The sequence below is a fragment of the Mariniflexile aquimaris genome, assembly GCF_042676825.1.
GTDB classification, from domain to species: domain Bacteria; phylum Bacteroidota; class Bacteroidia; order Flavobacteriales; family Flavobacteriaceae; genus Mariniflexile; species Mariniflexile aquimaris.
Map to the genome: position 1 here is coordinate 216,811 of NZ_JBHTIB010000012.1, position 21,109 is coordinate 237,919.

Annotated in this window: 14 protein-coding genes; 9 read left to right on the forward strand and 5 right to left on the reverse strand. The window is 33.7% G+C overall.

Annotated elements, in window-relative coordinates; all coding sequences use genetic code 11:
- Positions 1 to 34 precede the first annotated feature (34 nt).
- Complete coding sequence (locus ACFQ0I_RS09005; RefSeq protein WP_379941435.1) at positions 35 to 2,212, forward strand: amino acid permease; 2,178 nt, start codon at positions 35 to 37, stop codon at positions 2,210 to 2,212.
- Between the two features lie 53 nt (positions 2,213 to 2,265).
- Positions 2,266 to 3,177 carry an aldo/keto reductase gene (locus tag ACFQ0I_RS09010; RefSeq protein ID WP_379941437.1) on the forward strand — a complete coding sequence of 304 codons (912 nt, stop codon included), beginning with the start codon at positions 2,266 to 2,268 and terminating at the stop codon, positions 3,175 to 3,177.
- A gap of 36 nt (positions 3,178 to 3,213) precedes the next feature.
- On the opposite strand, the gene ACFQ0I_RS09015 is transcribed toward ACFQ0I_RS09010, so the two are convergent.
- Positions 3,214 to 4,392 carry a hypothetical protein gene (locus ACFQ0I_RS09015; protein ID WP_379941439.1) on the reverse strand — a complete coding sequence of 393 codons (1,179 nt, stop codon included), beginning with the start codon at positions 4,390 to 4,392 and terminating at the stop codon, positions 3,214 to 3,216.
- Positions 4,393 to 4,591: 199 nt separating this feature from the next.
- Positions 4,592 to 5,875, reverse strand: a complete 1,284-nt coding sequence (gene fahA / locus ACFQ0I_RS09020) for a fumarylacetoacetase (protein WP_379941441.1) — start codon at positions 5,873 to 5,875, stop codon at positions 4,592 to 4,594.
- Between the two features lie 199 nt (positions 5,876 to 6,074).
- On the opposite strand from fahA, the gene glyA reads away from it, so the two are divergent.
- Complete coding sequence (gene glyA, locus ACFQ0I_RS09025; RefSeq protein ID WP_379941443.1) at positions 6,075 to 7,346, forward strand: serine hydroxymethyltransferase; 1,272 nt, start codon at positions 6,075 to 6,077, stop codon at positions 7,344 to 7,346.
- 351 nt (positions 7,347 to 7,697) lie between these two features.
- Here glyA and ACFQ0I_RS09030 read toward each other — a convergent pair whose 3' ends face one another.
- From ACFQ0I_RS09030 to ACFQ0I_RS09040, 3 genes are all read right to left on the reverse strand, one after another.
- Complete coding sequence (locus tag ACFQ0I_RS09030; protein ID WP_379941445.1) at positions 7,698 to 9,260, reverse strand: hypothetical protein; 1,563 nt, start codon at positions 9,258 to 9,260, stop codon at positions 7,698 to 7,700.
- A gap of 66 nt (positions 9,261 to 9,326) precedes the next feature.
- Positions 9,327 to 9,713, reverse strand: coding sequence for an acyl-CoA thioesterase (locus tag ACFQ0I_RS09035; protein WP_379941447.1), 387 nt, complete (start codon positions 9,711 to 9,713; stop codon positions 9,327 to 9,329).
- 16 nt (positions 9,714 to 9,729) lie between these two features.
- Positions 9,730 to 10,632 carry an aldose 1-epimerase gene (locus ACFQ0I_RS09040; RefSeq protein ID WP_379941449.1) on the reverse strand — a complete coding sequence of 301 codons (903 nt, stop codon included), beginning with the start codon at positions 10,630 to 10,632 and terminating at the stop codon, positions 9,730 to 9,732.
- A gap of 673 nt (positions 10,633 to 11,305) precedes the next feature.
- Here ACFQ0I_RS09040 and ACFQ0I_RS09045 point away from each other — a divergent pair.
- From ACFQ0I_RS09045 to ACFQ0I_RS09070, 6 genes are all read left to right on the forward strand, one after another.
- Entirely contained in the window at positions 11,306 to 11,623 is a 318-nt protein-coding gene (locus tag ACFQ0I_RS09045; RefSeq protein WP_379941451.1) for a HipA N-terminal domain-containing protein, read from the forward strand.
- Entirely contained in the window at positions 11,620 to 12,576 is a 957-nt protein-coding gene (locus tag ACFQ0I_RS09050; protein WP_379941453.1) for a HipA domain-containing protein, read from the forward strand. The genes ACFQ0I_RS09045 and ACFQ0I_RS09050 overlap by 4 nt, the downstream gene beginning before the upstream one ends.
- Positions 12,577 to 13,251: 675 nt before the next feature.
- Positions 13,252 to 16,338: a SusC/RagA family TonB-linked outer membrane protein gene (locus ACFQ0I_RS09055; RefSeq protein ID WP_379941455.1), complete on the forward strand. Its 3,087-nt coding sequence runs from the start codon at positions 13,252 to 13,254 to the stop codon at positions 16,336 to 16,338.
- A 12-nt stretch (positions 16,339 to 16,350) separates the two neighbouring features.
- Complete coding sequence (locus ACFQ0I_RS09060; protein ID WP_379941457.1) at positions 16,351 to 18,129, forward strand: RagB/SusD family nutrient uptake outer membrane protein; 1,779 nt, start codon at positions 16,351 to 16,353, stop codon at positions 18,127 to 18,129.
- Between the two features lie 14 nt (positions 18,130 to 18,143).
- Positions 18,144 to 19,892 carry a hypothetical protein gene (locus ACFQ0I_RS09065; protein WP_379941459.1) on the forward strand — a complete coding sequence of 583 codons (1,749 nt, stop codon included), beginning with the start codon at positions 18,144 to 18,146 and terminating at the stop codon, positions 19,890 to 19,892.
- Between the two features lie 18 nt (positions 19,893 to 19,910).
- Positions 19,911 to 20,318 (forward strand): hypothetical protein, encoded by a 408-nt coding sequence (locus tag ACFQ0I_RS09070; protein ID WP_379941461.1) that lies wholly within the window; start codon positions 19,911 to 19,913, stop codon positions 20,316 to 20,318.
- Positions 20,319 to 21,109 lie beyond the last annotated feature (791 nt).

Here is a 21,109-nt window from a genome sequence, read left to right on the forward strand (position 1 = left end):
TTACCAATTGTTTATAACTATAAAGACTAAGGTTATGACTAAAAAGACTTTTGGAACATTCGCAGGTGTATTTACACCAACAACCTTAACCATTTTAGGCGTTATCATGTATATCCGACAACCGTGGGTAGTTGGAAACGCTGGTGTTTTAGGTGCTTTAGCTATAATCTTGTTGTCGGTAGCAATAACGCTGGCTACAGCGCTTAGTTTATCGTCTATTACTACAAACATACGTATAGGAAGTGGCGGTGCATTTAGCTTGATTTCGCAATCTTTAGGTTTGGAAATAGGTGGCGCCATCGGGATTCCATTTTATTTTGCTCAAGCTATTGCTGTAGCAATGTATATTTTTGGTTTCCGCGAAGGTTTACAAATACTTGTACCACTAATAAATCCTATAATATTAGATCTGGCAATTTTTGCACTCGTTATGGGTATTGCTTTTGTGAGCACGAGTTTTGCTTTTAAAATTCAGTACGTCATTTTAGGAGTCATTATTTTGTCGTTGATTTCTATTTATGGTTCTTTATTTGTAAACGACCTAAATTATAATTTTGAATGGTTTGGAAAATACCCTGGATCGATTGAAAATAATTTTAAAGGATCGTCGTTTTGGATAGTTTTTGCTGTGTTTTTTCCAGCGGTTACGGGTGTTATGGCTGGTGCAAACATGTCTGGCGATCTTACTAATCCTAGAAAAAGTATTCCTGTTGGTACCATTTCGTCGGTTATTTTAACTACGATTATTTATGTTAGTTTAGTTTTTGTGGCGGCATTAATTGCTACTCCAGACGAGTTGTCGAAAAATTATAGCGTATTTATCGATAAGTCGCTTTATGGGCCAATTGTGCTTGCCGGTTTGTTAGGGGCTACGTTATCGTCGGCATTAGGTTCTTTTGTTGGTGCTCCAAGAATCTTGTTGGCGCTTGGTGAAAAAAATATTCTTCCTAAAAGTAAAAAGTTAGCAAAAACATCCAAAAAAGGAGAGCCAATTAACGCCATGATTATTACAGCGTTTATAGTGCTTTTTGGTATTTCACTACGTAATTTAAATACCATTGCACCTTTGCTTACCATGTTTTTCATGATAACCTACGCCATGGTAAATGTGGTAGCACTTGTAGAACAAACCCTTGGTTTACCTAGTTACCGTCCAACTTTAAAAATTCCTTTAATTGTACCGGCTATTGGGGCTTTTGGTTCTATTGCTATCATGTTTGTAATGAATGTAATCGTTGCCTTATTTTCTTTAATATTTATCGTGTTATTCTACTTGTATCTAGTAAAAATGAATATTAAATCTGCCGCAGGAGATTCAAGAAGCGGACTTTTTACAGCCTTGGCAGAATGGGCTACAAAGAAAACAAACAGTTTAAGGCAAGAGCGCGAAGTTAGGTCTTGGCGTCCTGATTTATTGTTTCCAGTGATGATGCCAAAAGAGCTTCGAAGTTCATTTAGGTTGATACATTCCATTATTTATCCGAAAGGTTCTGTGAAGATATTATCGTTAAAGCATACGAATAAGATAGAGCAAAAAAACATGGAAACCTTTCTTAATAATGCGGTTGCTAAATTTAAAGAAAGCGATTTGTCTGTGTCATACACTGTGATTGATAATACGGATTTTAACACCACTGTGAACGTAAGTATGCAGTCGCTTAATGCTGCCTTTTTTAAACCGAATATAATTTTCGCAAGCATTGATACGACAACGTCAAATTTTAATTATTACAATAAACTTATTACCGATACAAAGGCTAATAATTTTGGGATGATTATTTACATTCCGTATTCCACAGCGAGTCTTGCGATTGAAAAAAGTATTAATTTATGGATGACGGATATTCCAGAAAATTGGAAAGAAACATTTAGTGTGAAAGACAATAATTTATCAACCTTAATATCGCTGTTAATTTGTCGGAATTGGAAAGGTAGTATCGACGTTCATATTTTAAATAATAATCCGAAGTTGGTTTTCACAGACCATGATATTGAAGATTTACACACTATGGTTCGTTTTCCTAAAACAACTCATATCTATATCAAGCAAGGTAATTTAATTGAAAATGTAGTAAAAGAACGCAATACAGATATTAATGTTTTTAATATAGCAGCAGGCATGACCATTGAAGAAATGGTAGCTATTGTAAATGAATCGCGAATCTCAGCCGTTTTTTGTGCTGATTCCGATTTTGAAAACGTGCTCGTTTAATGATGATGTGCTGCAATTAGAATTTAAGAAAGTAACATTCAATATAAAATACCATGATAGATAGAAGAAAGTTTTTAAAAACAGGATCGTTATTTACAGTCGCTTCCATGTTTTTTTCATTTGGTGGCCAAAAATTATTTGCACTAAGCAGTAGTAAATCAATACCTAATACCACACTCAATAATGGTATTAAAATGCCATTTCTTGGTTTTGGAACTTACAGTCTGCTTGGAGACATCTGCGTAGAAAGTGTGCATCAGGCAATTTTGTCTGGGTATCGACTTATAGACACAGCAACCATTTATGGTAATGAGGAATTTGTTGGCTTAGGAATAAAGAAAAGCGGCATTAATAGAGCAGATTTATTTATTACTTCGAAGGTATGGGTAGATGATTCGGGCTATCAAAACACTTTAAAAGCCTTCAATACGTCCATTAAAAAGTTAGGCGTAGAGTATCTAGATTTATATTTAATACATCGTCCTCGTGGCGATGTTAAAGGTTCGTGGCTGGCTATGGAAGAACTTTATAAGCAAGGTAAAATAAAAGCGATTGGAGTGAGTAATTTTGAATTACCACAATTAGAAGAATTGCTAGAGTATGCTAAAATAAAACCTGTGGTAAATCAAATAGAAACCCATGCGTTTTACCATCAGCATAGTTCTTATAAAAATTTGAAAAAACAGGATATTCAACTCGAAGCATGGTCGCCATTAGCGCAAGGTCGCAATGGTTTATTTACAAATAAAACACTCGCAGAAATAGGAAATAAATATGGAAAGAGTAACGCGCAGATAAGTTTACGATGGCATTACCAAAGAGGCATTGTGGCCATTCCACGAACAGAACAGAAATCGCACATGATAGAAAATTTAGATATTTTCGATTTTGAACTTAGTGACATGGATATGAAAACCATAACGCAATTAGATTTAAACAAAACCCAATTTCCAGAATGGAGATAACCAAAAAAAAAGCCCTGTGATTTAGGGCTTTTATATTTAACTGGGATTGTAACTATTTATAATTTTTTTAAGCTGAATTTTTAAATCTTCGCCCGTATCGTAAATCATTTGTTCTTCAGAAGGAAAAGGAACTTGTCTGTTATTTAAAAACGGGAGTAAAGTTGTTTCTAACGCTCTATTATCACCTCTTGCTGTCGCAAAAATATGTTGAAAAACAAATTCACTTGTAATAGGGAAGGCGTCGGCTAATTGTTTGGTGTTTAAATTATAGTACTCTACGTTTCCTGTAACTTGTACAGATTTAAATTGCGTAGACTCATAATACTCGCAACGAACTGTTATGGTTTTATCAATTTGGATGGCATTACCAAGACTATCTTTTACAACATTGCCTTTAGCGTCTAGTAAATTTTGCTTCCCATCTACAACTTGTTTTTCTTTAATTATCTGGCGTTCTTTTATTTGTTCTGGCGAAATGTTAATATCTCTCAACTTCACACGCATATTGAAATCGTACTTAACTTTATCTACTGGGTTGTTGTGGTAAACGGTCCATAAATTGTTAATTCCATAAGTGCTAAAATTTAATAAATCGTCTTCAAGTCTTGTAGGAATGGTTTTTCGCGTATCGTTAATCATATCAACCAAAATAAAATCGGTTCCTTTATTATGGGCAACTTCCATAAGATTCCGAACATCTTTAAAATTAGGATTGATGTTTTCAATTTCACTAAACATATCAAACGCTTGTCTGAAATCTAATTTGTTTTTCGATTTTAAAAGTGCCGATGCATTTTTGTATATATGTAATGATGCATCATTTTTAAAACTGATAATCTGATTAGAATAATCGGTTATATCAAACTTCAGGTTTTTGCCATTAATAGCAAGCGGAAGTAGTGGTTTTATAAGATCTTGACGCTTAGTTAAACCCACGTACATATCGTAAATACGAAGATAATTTTCAGGATTGTTTTCTTTCTTTAGGAAATTGATAGTAGTTAAATCGCGCTCATTAGATTTATTGTATGCTTCTTGAAGCATAGCAATTATGTCCGATTTTCCTTTTTTGTCTTTGTTGGTTCTTAGTTTTCCAATGGCATTGTAAATGGCTTGGTCATAATTACCTGTACTTAAAGATTTTTCAATTTGTTTACTGGTACTGCATGAAAATAAAAAAAGCAGTGCAACTGTTGAAAGTAATAGTTTCTTCATTTGGCTAAAATTTAGGATATGGAATGCATGTATCCAATTGTGGTGCCAAAATACTAATAATATAGATAAAAAGCTAATTAATACGATAAAATACAATAAATTTACTTAATCGTATTAATTAGCTTACAAATATGTTTTAAAATTACGATGTCTTAAAAGCCTATAATATTTAAATGATAAAAGGATTGATAGAACCTCCTTATTTTTTCGAGTAAACAGGTAATAATTTGGTTGATACTTCTCCAAAACCAATTCGTGTACCATCTTTTTCGCAATAACCACGCATAATTACGGTATCGTTATCATTGATAAACTTACGTTCACTGCCATCCTTCATTTTAATTGGCTTTTCACCTTTCCAAGTTAATTCCAGCATAGAGCCATAAGCATCTGGGGTTGGTCCTGATATTGTTCCACTTCCCATCAAGTCTCCAGAATTTATGGGGCATCCATTAACTGTATGGTGTGCTAACTGTTGAGACATGTTCCAATATAAATGTTTGAAATTAGATTTGGTAACCACGGTTTCTTTAGCGCCTTTTGGTTGAATAGCTACTTCTAAATTAATATCGAAACTCTTTTTTCCTTTCGATTGCAGATAGTCTAATTGCGGCTTAATTGGTTTCGGTCCTTCTACTCTAAATGGATCTAGAGCATCTAAGGTTACGATCCAAGGTGAAATGGAGGAAGCGAAATTTTTAGCCAAAAATGGCCCTAGTGGTGCATATTCCCATTTTTGAATATCTCGCGCACTCCAATCATTTAATAATACCAATCCAAATATGTATTCTTCGGCTTCATTAACCGGTATAGACTCCCCAAGATCGTTGGCATCGGTGGTTATAAACGCCATTTCCAATTCAAAATCCACCATAGTACTTGGTCCGTAAATAGGCACTTCAGCGCCTTTAGGAAGCATTTGTCCTTTTGGTCGGTGTACTGGAATGCCAGAAGTAATTATTGAAGAACTTCTTCCGTGATACGCCACAGGGATATGTAACCAGTTAGGTAATAGGGCTTGTTCTGGGTCTCTAAACATAGAACCCACATTGGTAGCATGTTCTATACTGGAGTAGAAATCTGTGTAATCACCTATTTGAATAGGTAATTGCATTTCAATTTCATCCAATCTAAACAGTACAATCTCTTTATGCTGCTTGTTTTGTTTTAATGTTTCGTTATTACTATCAAATATTTGAGCAATACGGTTTCTAACAGCGCGCCAAGTTTTTCTTCCATCAGCAATAAAATCGTTAAGCGTATCCTGAAGAAAAATATCATCGGTTAATGGGATGCCATCAAAATACCCTAATTGGTGCAACGCTCCTAAATCTATAGCAGTATCACCAATTCTGGTTCCGATGGTAATAATATCATCTCGGGTTAAAAACACCCCAAATGGTATATTCTGTATGGGGAAATCGGAGTTTTTATCTACGTGTAACCACGATTTTCTATCTGGATTGTTAGCTGATAATGGCATAACTTATTTTTTGTTGTTTATTGAATTATGTTCAAACCTACACAATTTTTTCATTTTATTAGAATAAAACATTAAAAATTTAGGTTTCTTGTAAGCGTTAATAAATCGGTTAAAAACTTAGTAGTAAATATATGTTTTTTGATGAATTTTACTAATCTATTTCCTATTTTTGCCGAATATTTAACAAGAAATAATTTTTATGCAACGCGACGAACAAATTTTTGAACTAATACAAGCTGAAAAAGAACGCCAACTTCATGGTATAGAACTTATTGCATCAGAGAATTTTGTAAGCAACCAGGTAATGGAGGCTGCAGGTTCTGTTTTAACCAATAAGTATGCAGAAGGTTACCCAGGCAAACGCTATTATGGCGGTTGTGAAGTGGTTGATGAAGTAGAACAAATAGCTATTGATAGAGCAAAAACCTTGTTTGGAGCCGACTATGTAAACGTACAACCTCACTCTGGAAGTCAGGCAAACACCGCTGTATATCATGCATGTTTAAATCCAGGTGATAAAATTTTAGGATTCGATTTGTCGCATGGTGGGCATTTAACACATGGTTCTCCAGTTAATTTTTCAGGTAAATTATACAATCCTGTATTTTACGGCGTAGAGCAGGAAACAGGTGTTTTAAACTATGATAAAATTCAAGAAATAGCAACTAAAGAACAGCCAAAATTAATAATCGCCGGTGCATCTGCATATTCTCGCGATATCGATTTTAAACGTTTTAGAGTGATTGCCGATAGTGTTGGCGCTATTTTAATGGCAGATATTTCGCATCCTGCGGGATTAATTGCTAAAGGTATTTTAAACGACCCGATGCCACATTGCCACATTGTAACAACTACAACGCACAAGACTTTAAGAGGTCCGCGTGGAGGTATGATTATGATGGGTAAAGATTTCGATAACCCATTCGGAATTACATTAAAAGACGGAAGCTTACGTAAAATGTCGTCTTTATTAGATTCTGCAGTGTTTCCAGGAAACCAAGGCGGACCATTAGAGCATATTATTGCAGCAAAAGCCATTGCATTTGGAGAGGCCTTAACCGACGATTTTTTACATTACCAATTACAGGTAAAAGCCAATGCTGCGACGATGGCAAAAGCGTTAGTAGAAAAAGGCTACAACATCATCTCTGGCGGAACAGACAACCACTGTATGCTTATAGATTTACGTAACAAAAACATCTCTGGTAAAGAAGCAGAACAAGCCCTAGTAAAAGCAGATATTACTGTAAACAAAAACATGGTACCTTTCGATACACGTTCGCCTTTTATAACATCAGGAATTCGTGTAGGGACTGCGGCAATTACCACACGCGGATTAAAAGAAGCAGACATGCTAGAAATAGTAGAGCTTATAGATGAAGTAATTGCAAACTTCGAAAACGAAGCTGTATTAGAAGCTGTTAAAGATAAAGTTAATGCAATGATGGCAGGAAAACCATTATTTGTTTAAACGCCATTTATATAAAATTAAAAATCCTGCTTTGGCGGGATTTTTTGTTTTTGGGCGTTACCCTAAAAAGGGTCGGGCTTTACATTACAATCTTTTGGTTTTTTATCGTTCCTGCAAGGGCAGGAATCCATAATCAAATTTAAGGGTTTGTTTATTAAGGCCATTTTTCCGCCCAAGAAAAACCAAAAGGATTTTCATTGCAATCCCTAACGCGGGTATCCGCTAAAGTTCGTGCTCGCCACAAATCAATTTCCATTTGTAGAGTGCATTACAGCGCTTAAAAAAATTGGTCCATTAGTATTTATTCAAAGGCGAAAGCCAAAAATAGTGTTTCCTAGCGCTAAAGAATAATTAATTATCCACAGGAAAAGTAATATGCTGATAAGCACCTAAATCGGGAGCAGTGGTTCTATTAACATTTAAAATATCAACTGGTACTTGGGTCGCAAAACTTGCCAAGCCTTTGTTTATAGCTTCAGATTTTTCGCCAATAATAAGCATGTTGTTGCTGGCGTCTTTAAAATAAGGGTCTTTATTAAAAATGTTTCCAACGTAGTGATTGGTATCATTCAAATTATAATTAGCACCCGTAATGTTGTTATTGCTATTATCAAAACGGATTAAACAATTGGTGAATTTAAAATTGAAAACAACGGCAGCGTCTTCAATTTCATCTAACAAAATTTCTGGGTTATCATTCCCATAAATAATACAATTGTTAAAATTAGCAGCCGTTAAATTGGTTATAGTGGCATTGCTATCATCATCTAAAACAAAATTATTTAGCAGCACAGAAGGAAATTGTCTGGAGCCACTCCAATAATTGGCAATGGTGCAATGTGTAAAATTGTATTTTCCGCCAAAAGTACCTGCAAACGATGATTGTCCGCTATTGTTTACCACCAGATTTTCGGCGGTTATAGATGTATTTCTTCCTAAAATTCCGAAGCTGCTAGAATTGTATATCTTAGAATTGGTGATTTTTAATTTTTCTGAAGCTTCATTCGGGTTGCCATCGCATAAAATTCCAACAGTGGCATTTCTTATTGTAGCGTAATTTATGGAATTATTTATACTACCATCAAAAAACCAGATAGTTCCCCATTGTCCGGGAATATCAGAAAAATCAGGTTCTAATCGGTCACCCTCTAAAATCACTTCATTTTCTAATAATGTTTGATCGTTGCTCAACGCCCCATTAATTTTTAACGAAGCGCCTTCAGTAATAATTAAACCGGAATTGTCGTGAAAATGCACACGAGCACCTGCGTTTATAGTTAAGGTTTGGTTGTTAGGCACCGCTGCAAAACCATAAATTACATAAGGCTTGTCTTTGGTGAAGGTTAATTCGTTGGGTAATAATTCGCGACCTTGCAAATTGGTTTCAATAAGTTCGCCACCAACATTTAGTGTAATGGTTTCAATAACTTTGGTAGTATTATCTCGGTCGGGGTAAATAAAAATGGCATCTTGAACCAGTGTAACGAGTTCTACTTTTTGAAGCTTAGAACCAGCATCAAATTCTATTTGATCGGTGTATAAAAACTTACCGTCTGTATTCGAAAAATTATTAATATCTATAGTGCTTTCAACAAAAATATACATGCTGTCTTTAGCCAGAATATGAATGTTTTCGAATGTTTTCCCTGACATGCCATCAACATTCAATCTGTAATTTGATGCACTTCCTTGCGCCAGTTTTATGGATGGAATTAAGATGTCTTTGTTGCTTCTGTTATACACTTTTAAATTGTAAGTACTCGAACCTATATTTGAAAATACCGTATCTAAATATACCGTGTCTTTCGAAAATTCAAGATTTCCTGTATTAGGAGAATACTCAAAATCCTTTCTACAAGAACTCCAAAGCATTAAAAAACCTAAAGTTAAAACAAGGTACAAACTACGTTTCATAACTAATAATTCAATTTGAGTAAAAATATAACTTTTGTTTAGATGATAGCGAATGTGTGCCTTTATTTAGTTGAATAATTTAATGATGTCTTCTGTAATGCGAGCAGGTTTATTGGTTTTACTACTCATTAAACACCATGTGGTTTCAGACGATGCTAGCAAGGTATTGTTGTTATTATAAATATCGACCATACGAATGGATTTTACACCTTCAGACTTTTTTACATAGGTTTTAATAAGGATAGTATCACCCAAAAAAGCGGCACTTTTATATGCAATACAATGCGAAAGCATCACCCAATAATATTCTTTAATAATTTCTGGAGATGCATTATTAAGCCAATGTGCTTTGGCAATATTTTGAACCCACTCAACATATCTAATATTATTAACATGGTTTAGTTCATCTAAATCAGATTTGGTAACAATTAGCGAACGTTCAAATACTTGCATCGTAGTTAGCTTGTTTTTATAACATATTAACGTTCCAGGTTACCTGATGGGTTTCATTGGGTTTTAAAGTTTGTAAGCCCATTTTATTATTAAAACTATCTGCAACACCTGTGGTAGGTTCGATAGCTACGGTATTCGCTCTAGGAGGCATATATATTTGCAAAAAATTCTCTTTAGATGATGCCTTTAGTTCTAGCGTATATTCTGGTGTTGTAAACAGGGTGTTACCAGAATTTAAAATGTAGCAATCATCGAGCATTCTATCCTCAATTTTAAATCCAGATTTACTATCTATATCTATAGCAACAACATCGGTGGTAATGCATCGTGCATCGAAAACAGTTTTTTTGTCGCAGTCAAATTTTAAATAGCTGTTATGTAAATCTTTACAGATAAAATAAGGATGCCAGCCAATATTAAAAGGAAATGGCTTTGAATCTGTGTTGGTTACTTCAACATTAATATCTAAAGCGTCATCTTTTAAAATATATTCAATTTGAATAGCATAGGTATATGGAAATCCAACGGATTCATTTTCTTCGGTATATAATAATTTTACCGATGCAAAATCCTCAGATGTTTGTTGATCTATAATTTGAAAGGTTTTGTTGTATACCAATCCGTGTATGGCATTGTTTCTATCAATTTCATTAATTTGAAACTGATATGTGTTTCCTTCAAATTGATAAGTACCGTCTTTTATCCTATTAACAAAAGGGAATAATATGGACGATGCATAGGTATTATCGTAAGTTAAGGGGTGTAAATCCTCGATTAGAGTTTTTCCTTGGAGTTTTAATTCTTGTAAACTGGCACCAAGGTTTACATATATTTTAGCAAAAGTTGATTGGCTTGAATTTGTTATTTCTAAATAATCTAGTTCGTTAGAGTTATTAGGGACTGGAGTTATTGTGTACAAAAGTATGTTGTTTATTGTTATGTATAAAGCAAATATACAACGCTAATTTAGGATGGCACAATACTATCAAAAAAAAACCTTAAACATGTGTTTAAGGTTTTTTTTGTGAGAATGAAATCTCTTAGCGGAGAAAGAGGGACTATCCATAATCCCATTTTTATAGTATTTACAGGGCTTAAAAAGACCTTAGAAATTTAGTGACCCCGAATTAGCCCCTTTTTAACAAAAATTTAAGATTCTCCAGTGATTTTGTTTGTATTTGGTGGCTTTTGGCATCAAATGCAAACAATTTTAACTATTAAATATCTTCCTATACTAAATCAAATAATAACCTTTGTTATTGTAGATTTAATTGCAATATACCCTTAAAGGTATAATTTATGATTTAAAAACTTATTTTATACCCAAAAAGGTATAATTAAACGTTTTTTTACTATATTGCACCCTTAAAGGTATAATAGAATGGAATGGGATAAAGAGAATGCAATAGCCCAATTTGTGAGGGATAGACGCAAAAAAACAAATCTAACACAAGTAGAGTTATCAGACTTCACGGGTGTAGGCTTACGTTTTGTACGCGAACTAGAACAGGGAAAACCAAATCTAATGACCGATAAAGTGAATCAGGTACTATTATTTTTCGGGCACACACTAACACCAACACCTATAAGTGATGAGACAAGGAGAAATATGGGTAAATAAATCGTTAGCAGGTATATTAACCGAGGACGATAATGGTTATCATTTCAAGTATGACAAAGCATATTTAGGAAATAAAAACGCACTAGCTGTAAGTTTGACTTTACCTCTAGGTGAAGAAGAATTTAATGCAGATTATTTATTTCCTTTTTTTGATGGTTTAATTCCGGAAGGTTGGTTATTAGACATTGCGCAGAAAAATTGGAAAATAAATCCAAGAGACCGCATGGGCTTATTATTAACCACCTGTAGAGATTGTATTGGCAATATTAGCATTATAGAAAAAGTATGAACTACTGTTTAGCATGTCATAAAAAACTAGCAGATGGTGATATAAACTACCATCAAAACTGCTTAACATCATTTTGGCAGGAAGATACGCCTGTATTAAAATTAGAGTATGAGCTGTCTGAAATAGAAACGTTGGCAAAAGAAAACATAGCACAACGCATCATTGTTACTGGTGTACAACCAAAATTATCATTAGGTTTCACTCAAGAAAACGCTCAAAATAGGTTAACTATCGTAGGCGCATTAAATGGCAGGTTTATATTAAAACCACCATTTCAAATGTATCCACAAATGCCAGAAATTGAAGCCTTATCCATGTTATTAGCACAAGCTTGTGGTATAGCCACCGTACCCTTTTTATTAATACCATTAAAAGATGGTGCTTTAGCTTATTTAACCAAGCGTATAGATCGTACTGCCAATAACGAAAAGTACCCAATGGAAGACGCTTGCCAATTCACGGAACGACTCACAGAACATAAATACCGTGGTTCTTACGAGCAAATTGCAAAGGGTATCATAACCTATGCACAAAACCCTTTACTGGATGTAGTTAAATTTTATGAACAAGTGATTGTTTCTTTCCTAATTGGAAATAACGATATGCATTTAAAAAACTTTTCACTCATAGCAAAAGACAGCAAACACTATGCCTTGGCACCAGCCTATGATATGGTAGCGGTTAAATTATTAATTCCGGAAGATCAGGAAGAATTAGCACTAAACCTTAACGGAAAAAAGAAAAAAATTAAACGTCTAGATTTTAACGAAGCCATGGCCAAAGCACAAATACCTGTAAAAGCTATTGAAAACCTTTGGAATCGTATAGAAAAAGGCATACAACAATGGCAAGAATTGATTGCCTGTAGCTTTATAAGTGATGAAAGCAAAAGTACTTTTATGGCCGTTATACAAAACCGATCGAAACAATTAGACTTAAAAAGTAACCTATAATCCTTAATTAATTATTAACCTCAATAAACACATAACTAGTTCATAAAATCACAGCAAAGGAAGAAGTAAAATCATTCCTAACACAACTCCTTGATGCGTTTTAAAGCAGTATTATCATTATTTGGAAATTTTATTAATAAATGTCATGATGATAATATGAAAAAATGGCTTGATTACTGAAATAATTTACCGTTTTTAAAGTCAGCTTTTTCTCATCAATTATCTTCACAAAAAGTATTTTTTTATCATGTATAATGTTATTGAGTTTTAAGTGCATTACCTGTTTCATGATGAAGCCTTACGATGTAAAGCATTAGATTTCTTTTTTAGAATTTTTTCTGTACCAACTTTTGGCACCACCATCGTTTGTTAAAAAAAACGGTATTACAATCAACTTTTATTTGTTTGAAATTGGTAATTCGTGCTTCGCTAATTAATTAGGTTTAAATATTATGATAAATCAATTCAAAATCAAAACGACATTTAAAAACCAAAGATTAATTGATCTGTAGGAAATAGAAATGGTATAAATAAAAAATTATTTAAGGTAATATTGAATAAGCAAAAGATAATTATTGATATCGTTAAAGTATAGATTAGAATTAATTTTACAAAATCATATAAAAACTAAATTTTATGATGTTGTACTACACATATTAAACTAAACTTAAACTAATGAATTTAAAAAACTTATTTAAATCTAAAAGCCTATTGAGTCGGTTTACGCTCATTATGTTTCTAGTGTTGCATTGTGGTTTGTTAGCGCAAAATAATGTAACAGTAAAAGGTATTGTAAAAGGTGAAGATGGTATGCCTATTCCCGGAGCAGCCGTATTATTAGAAGGAACTAAAGTTGGCGCTGTAACAGATTTTGATGGAAATTATAACATACCAGCTAAAACAGGAGATGTTCTTGTTTTTAGTTATTTAGGCATGACTCCAAAATCTGTAAAAGTTACAGGTAGTATTTTAAATGTTACTTTACAAGAACAAGCAAGCCAATTGGATGAAGTTGTAGTGATTGGTTACGGATCTGTAAAAAAGAAAGAACTAACAGGTGCTGTAGCAATTGTCAAATCAGAAGATATAGAACAAATTACCACATCAGATTTAGGGACGGCACTTCAAGGTCAGGTTTCTGGTGTAAACATTGTATCGTCTTCAACCCCTGGTGGTACTTCCGAAATATTAATTAGGGGTGTAACTACCTTACAAGACAATACACCATTGTATGTAGTGGATGGTATTATTCAAGAAGGTGATCCTAGGATTCCACCTTCAGATATTGAAAGTATAAATATTCTTAAAGATGCGGCTTCAACTGCAATTTATGGTTCTAGAGGTGCAACTGGGGTTATTTTAATTACTACAAAGCAAGGTAAAGCTGGGACCCTTCAAGTTCGTTTAAATGGTAGTTACGCTATTCAAAATAGAAGAGCAGCAGTGCCTTTAATGAATTCTTTAGAGCAAACTTATTTTGATGTTGTACAACAAAGAAACACACAAGGCGCCTTAGATGATAGAATTACGGCACTTCAAATTCTTAATAATCCAATTTATTTTCAAAACGAAACAGATTTGAATAAATTGATTTTTAGGAATAACGTCCCTACACAAGATTATAATGCGAATATATCTGGTGGTACTCAAGATATTACTTATAATGTAACTTTAGGTTGGTTCAACCAAGAAGGATTACAAATTAATTCGGCATATAACCGATTTAATACCAGAGCAAATACTGTTTATGAACGAAATAAATTAAGAATTCAAACAAGTATTGGTCTTAATATCGATCAAAGAGACATTCCTCAAAGTAATCTGTTATCACAAGCTATTGTTTATAGACCTACGCAAAATGGCATTGAACTAGAAAGTTTTGATGATATCTCTCAAGGAGGAAACGATGTAAATCGATTAGGCTGGGTATTAGAAACCTTACGTACAGAGCAAGATTTAAAAACAGTGAGAACGAATGCGTCGTTTGCAGTTAACTACGAGTTATTGGAAGGTTTATCACTTTCTAGTAATGTAGGTCTTACAACTACAAATAGCATAGGTAAAGAAAAAAGACCATTTCAAGCTATTTACAATAACCAAAATCCACCTGTGTTACAAACGCAGCCTTCAAATAGCTATATAGAAATGACAACGCTTTATAGAACGTCATTAAGTGCTGAATTAGGAGCTACCTATGTTAAACAAATTATGGACGATCATAAATTAACCTTTGGTTTGTTTGTAACTACAGAAAAATATAAACAGGAACAGTTTTCTGCGCGTAGAGAAGGAGTAACCAATCCAGACGCCAATGTTTTAGATTTGGCTACTGGAAATCAAAGTGTTTCGTCTGGTTTCGATTATACCGATACCCGTATAGGAACCATTGCTAGAGTACAATACGATTATAAAGGGCGCTATTTTTTAAGTTCTAGTGTGCGTCGCGATGGTTCTTCTAAATTTGGTACCGATAACCAATGGGGTACTTTTCCATCGGTTGCTTTAGCTTGGAATATTTCAGATGAATCGTTTTGGTCATCATTCGAAAAAATCAATAATTTTAGATTAAGATTATCCCATGGTTCTGTTGGAAATGACAGGATTACGTCTTATTCGTTTGTGCCAGGTATAGAACAGAATATTAACTATATCGGTATGATTAATGGTGTTGAACAGTTGAATTTAGGCGCTACTCAAACAAGTTTTGCTAACGAATTATTAAAATGGGAAACAACCACCCAATCTAATATAGGAATAGATTTAGGGTTCTTTAAGAACAAATTAACCCTATCGGCCGAATATTATTACGCAAATAAAGAAGATATGTTATTTCCGGTGTTTTTACCGCTTTCTGCTGGTGGAGGAAATAATGCACGCGTAGTTTTAAATGTTGGTAACATGACCAACGAAGGATTTGAATTAGCGTTAGGTTATAAAATGAGAACCGGAAAGTTTAATTGGAACATGAATGGAACTTTTTCTACTAACAAAAACGTAATTACAAAAATTAACGGAACCGATAATTTTATTTTAACCGATGATTTTGGACTTGTTGGAAGAGCGCCTCTTCAGTCTCGCGTTACAGCGTTAGCAGTGGGTCGTGAAGCCGCTGCCTTTTATCTTTGGAGAACAAATGGAATCATTGATACAGAAGAAAAATTAGCCGACTACCAAAAAATTAATTCTGCGGCAAGAATGGGAGACGTTATTTATATTGATCAAAATAATGATAACCAATTAGATAATGACGATAGAGTTTATAGTGGAAGCGGATTGCCTGAATACGAAATAGGATACACCTGCAATATTACATTTAAAAGTTTTGATTTTTCCATGAACTGGTATGCTGCTATAGGTCAAGAAATCATGAACGGGTTTGATGCTTGGGCATATGGATATGGAAGACATAAAGATCAAATATACCAATGGTCTGAAGCAAATCCGGTAACATCTATACCGGCTTATAGAGACGATATTCAAAAACACCCTAACTTTCTTGGATATAGCGACCTTTGGTTGGAAGATGGTTCGTATTTGCGATTAAGACAAGTGTCTTTAGGGTATAGTATTCCTAAGAAAACAGTTGAAAAATGGGGTTTCAATAGATTGAGATTTTATGTAAGAGCACAAAACCCATTAACTCTCACCAAGTATTCTGGTTATAATCCAGAAGTTGGCGGAGGTATATCTAGCAGAGGTCTTGATAAAGATACTGGACCAGTATCATCATCATATTTTGTAGGAATTAATTTTAATTTTTAAAAAAAAGAAATTATGAAATCAATAATAGCTAAATGTTTAATACTGGTTCTTACAATAAGTGCCGTATTTTCATGTCAAGATAACGAATTTTTATCCGAGAAAAATCCAAATATAATTGCAAAAGACAATTATTGGAAAGATTTAAACGAAACAGAAACAGGATTAAATGCTGTTTACAAAACACTGCATAATCCAAGTTTAATATTAGTGACTTCTGAAATGTTACGATCAGATATGGCATATCCAGGCGAGGGGCGTCCGTTTCCAAGAAATCCTGGAGAGTTTTATTATCATACATATAACGGTAGTACACAAGATATTTCTAATAAATGGCAAACAAATTATTTGGGTATTTTTAGAGCCAACCAAGTTATTGAAGCACTTGAAGATTTAAATGTTTCGTCGAGCGAACAAGCAGAATGGAAATCCCAGATGGCTCAAGCACGTTTTTTCCGTGGGTTATTTCACTTTTATTTATACACCACCTTTAATAAAGGCAGTATTATAATTAGAGATAAGGTGCCATTAACAAACGAAGATTTTGCTAAACCATTATCACCTGCCGAAGATGTAATTAAATTTATTAGAGAAGATTTGGAGTATGCATATGCTAATTTATACAAAAAAGGTGCATATCCTGATAACGATGTAAGCAAAGTAACCTCGGGGGCTGCAGCCACCATTTTAGGAACAAGCTATCTTTACGAGCTAGATTATACCAAAGCCATGACCTATTTTACAGATGTAATTAACAACCATGGCTATGAATTGGAGTATGATATGAGTAAATTGTTTACTACCGCTGGAGAGTTTAATAAAGAATCTATTTTTGAAATAAATTTTACCACAAGTTTTATTCAAAGTGAATTGTCACCTTGGGATGGTACATCTGGAACAAACTGGTTAAACTTTCAAACAACTTCGCCAACGGTTAATAATTCGGCTTTAGGTCCAGCATGGATAATCTATGATTATAAATCAGAACCAAAAGATCCTTTAGATTCTAGAAATTATTACACAACTACTGCAGGAGGATCAGCATTACGTAATGTGCCTTTAAGAGCTTCTGCTATGATGGCTGTTGTAGAAGATAATCAAACTAAATATTACTTAAATGGTACTGTTTCTGAAGTTGTAGGTGTGTTTCATGGAACCTATTCTGGATTTGGTATTTGGAAAAAATATTCAAATCATGATATTGTAACGGCAGAAAATCAACTACCTCTAGGCTCTCAATGGTCAAGTAAAAATGTAACTCTTAATAGATTAGCTGATGTTATGCTAATGCAAGCAGAGTGTAAAATTAAAACTGGTGATGTTGATGAAGCAATAAGATTAATTAATGAAATTAGAAAAAGATGGGGATTGGTTTTAATTGGAAAATCTGGTTCAGACACTGCTCATACTTATGATGAAGAAGATTATGATGCTAATAGGTTAATGCAGCGCTTAATGAAAGTTGAAAAACCTCTTGAAATGGGTGCTGAAGGACATGCCATTAGATGGTTAGATTTTCAACGATGGAAAAAATCAGACAACTATGGTTTTAAAGAAAGATTACAAGAATTGTCAAATTCATCATATTACGGGTTAAATTATACCTTTATTAATTCTGAAGGAAAATCTCAAACCAGAGGTAATTTCCCTTCTTTAAATCAGGGTACTCCGCCAACTGGAGCATTAATTATAGATTATGAGTATGATATTCCATATTTAAACTATGATGAATCTAAAAACGGATATTATCCTATTCCATTTGCAGAAATTAATGCAAACCCAAGTATTAACTAAAAAAAATTCGCGAAATGAAAAATAATAAAATAGTAATATTCTTGCTTAGCCTTATAGTGTTATGGGGTTGTAATCAAGATGATTATGCTGATTTTACAGCGCCAGATGAATTTTCAGATGTGTCTTGGTTGCTTAGTTTAGATAGAAATAGAGATCCGGCATATCGATACGATATTAATGCAGATACATTTATATCATTTTTAAATTTAGCGCAAAACGCGGTAAGTTCAGAATGGAAAATAGAAGAGGGTAATTTCTTTTTAAAAGAAGGGTTTAAATCTGCCGACTCTCTTGAAAAATATATAGATGACGAAGCAGGATTGTCCATTACATCTGGTAAAGCACACGTGTTTTTTAGAAAAAGCGGAATAAATACGGTAACGCTAATAAACAAGTTTAATGAGCCAGTAAAAACCAACATAAGCAGCGATAACGCCGACCGTGTTAAAGTTGAAACATATGATGAAAATGGATTATTTGTTGTTAAAACAGAATTTATTTTTGATGTTTATGCTACAATTTCACCTGCTTTTTCAGTTTTAAAAGATGGTGTTGAAATTCTAAAAATTACTGAGACAGATTTGCCTAGTTTAGAGGATTCAGATTCATGGCCAACTATTGAAATTGAAGCTGCTACATCTTTAACATTTGTAGACAACACAACAATAGGTAGGCCTAATTTTAGAACTTGGGGAACCCCAGATGGCGTACCTGGTACATCAAACTTAGCATCATCGGTTGTTAAGTTTTACAGACTGGGAACCTTTAATGCCGGAGTTTTTAAATCTGGAAGATTAACCCCATTTCCACAAGCTTCAACCGAAAAAATAATACCGCTTAAGGTTAAAGTAGTTAAATCTTCTCAACCTTTTGTTTTTGACGGTGCGTTGACTGAAGATATTAACCAAAAAATCACGTTTAGAGTAAATGGAGAAGTAAATCCTTTTACAGGTGCCGAAGGAAGTTTTACAGTTAATGTTAAAAACGCTGCAACGGGCTTCGATCAAAATATTCCTGTGCAATCTGCTCGAGTAAATGCAAGCGATGCCATTTTTATAGATTTAACTTTAGCAGCCCCTATTTATAATAGCGATGTTGTAACAGTTTCTTATAATGGTGCAGGCAATATTCGATCTGCCGACGACAGACTTTTAGAGGCCTTTGGTCCTGCAACGGTTAAAATGTTTTTTGGGGTAAGTATTTTGCCAGGGAATTCACATCCAGGGTTTGAAATTGCCGGAGGTAATGTGACTAATGCAGGAGCAACATCAGAATTCTTTATTCCTGGTGGAAATGGTATTGGTACAGGTACAGGTAATGGACAGTATGGCGATGAGTGGGTATGGCAAAGAGTTGATAATAAATCGCGTACAGGATTTGCAAGTATGCGCTATAAACTTCCTAATGTGGCAGCGATACCAATTGTAAATTTATTTGGTTTCTTTATATCAGATGGTCCTAATGGCGTGCCAGCAGGAACTTATAAAGTGTCTTATTGGGTATTTATTGAACCGGGCACCACTTTAAAAGCGTTCAGAATTGAATTTGGTAATCCGGTTACGGATACAAAAATTTTCGATATTTCTTCAGCAGAAAAAGGAAAGTGGGTAGAAATTTCAAATGTTATAACGTTCCCAACAACACTTACAGGAAATAATAGAACAACATTAAGAATCCTTTCAGATGATAATCCAGGAGTATCTGGAGCTCAATTAATGTATTTTGATGATTTATCGTTAGTTCCAATCGAAGTAAGACCTTAATTTAAAATAAGAATAATTATGAAAAACAACATAAAATATTTAGGGCTTTTTGCTATTGTTTTATTCTTCTTTAGCTGTAGCGAAGAGAGCAATTTTAAAGAGCCAGACATCGATTTAGTTCCGGTGTATGCCATTACAAACATTGTAGGAACTAATGCGCCTTATGCAATAAATATATATAGAGAGAAGCCTTTAATTATTGTGTATACAACTTCTGTAAATCCGATTAGTTATACGGCTACAGGATATACCGACAATTCTACAGAGTCTAGTTACGATATTACAGTAAATAGAGTGTCTGAAAATGAAACCATTAAATATACCATTACAGCAGATAAAGCTACTGGAGTTGGTAATTTAACAGTTGTTGGAGCATCTACTACTGCTTATACTATTAAAGTAACAGAGAAAGAGGTTTACAACTAGAAATTAATTCTATTTAAATTGAAAACGGGCAATTAACATATGTTGATTGTCCGTTTTTTTTATTGATTTTTATATAAGCATTAATTATGAACTTAATTCTAATACATCTAATTCCTATTTTGTATTCGATTTTAATGAGTTTCCGCTTTAGTTGGTTAAACATCAAGGTTAATTTCTAAAAAGAAAAAAACTGTTTTAAAATTTGACGATTTAATTAATTAAAGTTGGCTTCCGCCTTAAGAGATGTAAATTGCAATAGACAAACCTTAACCAAAGCATTTATAATCTTATAAACCCGCAAAGCAGTGAGTTTTATTAAGCTTATTTTTTCAGTGAATGTGCTTGCTGTTAGTAATCTACAGATAGTAATTTTTTTTTGGTTGAATAAAAGGAAAGAAAAGAAAAGAAAAGATGTTTTTGATAATTAATAAATTGCTGAAATCTTCAGATTTAATTTTCTACAGAAAGTTTGATTTTGAATTATTTAGAAAGTAATACTAAGTGCAAATAGGACATAGTCGAAGATAATAAAGAGCAAGTTTGTAAGGTTGTTTAATGTGTTTAAAATATTTTTTTAAGTGTTTATCCCGAAGCGTCGCGAATGCTTCCATATAATCTTTTCTTTGGATATCGAAATTTAGTTATGCACGTTTCAGAAGTGTAATTCGGATAGAATATAGTCCAGTTATAAATATTTCACGATTTAGGATTGGAAAGTATATTCATAAATTATATGAAATGGTAAGAAATGGAAAGGCTTCCAAAGTTCAATAAACTTTGGAAGCCTTATC

Excerpts from the sequence above, each read along its gene's own strand:
- ACFQ0I_RS09005 (WP_379941435.1), top strand. The coding sequence starts at position 35 with ATGACTAAAAAGACTTTTGGAACATTCGCAGGTGTATTTACACCAACA.
- ACFQ0I_RS09010 (WP_379941437.1), top strand. The coding sequence starts at position 2,266 with ATGATAGATAGAAGAAAGTTTTTAAAAACAGGATCGTTATTTACAGTC.
- ACFQ0I_RS09015 (WP_379941439.1), bottom strand. The coding sequence starts at position 4,392 with ATGAAGAAACTATTACTTTCAACAGTTGCACTGCTTTTTTTATTTTCA.
- fahA (WP_379941441.1), bottom strand. The coding sequence starts at position 5,875 with ATGCCATTATCAGCTAACAATCCAGATAGAAAATCGTGGTTACACGTA.
- glyA (WP_379941443.1), top strand. The coding sequence starts at position 6,075 with ATGCAACGCGACGAACAAATTTTTGAACTAATACAAGCTGAAAAAGAA.
- ACFQ0I_RS09030 (WP_379941445.1), bottom strand. The coding sequence starts at position 9,260 with ATGAAACGTAGTTTGTACCTTGTTTTAACTTTAGGTTTTTTAATGCTT.
- ACFQ0I_RS09035 (WP_379941447.1), bottom strand. The coding sequence starts at position 9,713 with ATGCAAGTATTTGAACGTTCGCTAATTGTTACCAAATCTGATTTAGAT.
- ACFQ0I_RS09045 (WP_379941451.1), top strand. The coding sequence starts at position 11,306 with ATGAGACAAGGAGAAATATGGGTAAATAAATCGTTAGCAGGTATATTA.
- ACFQ0I_RS09050 (WP_379941453.1), top strand. The coding sequence starts at position 11,620 with ATGAACTACTGTTTAGCATGTCATAAAAAACTAGCAGATGGTGATATA.
- ACFQ0I_RS09055 (WP_379941455.1), top strand. The coding sequence starts at position 13,252 with ATGAATTTAAAAAACTTATTTAAATCTAAAAGCCTATTGAGTCGGTTT.
- ACFQ0I_RS09060 (WP_379941457.1), top strand. The coding sequence starts at position 16,351 with ATGAAATCAATAATAGCTAAATGTTTAATACTGGTTCTTACAATAAGT.
- ACFQ0I_RS09065 (WP_379941459.1), top strand. The coding sequence starts at position 18,144 with ATGAAAAATAATAAAATAGTAATATTCTTGCTTAGCCTTATAGTGTTA.
- ACFQ0I_RS09070 (WP_379941461.1), top strand. The coding sequence starts at position 19,911 with ATGAAAAACAACATAAAATATTTAGGGCTTTTTGCTATTGTTTTATTC.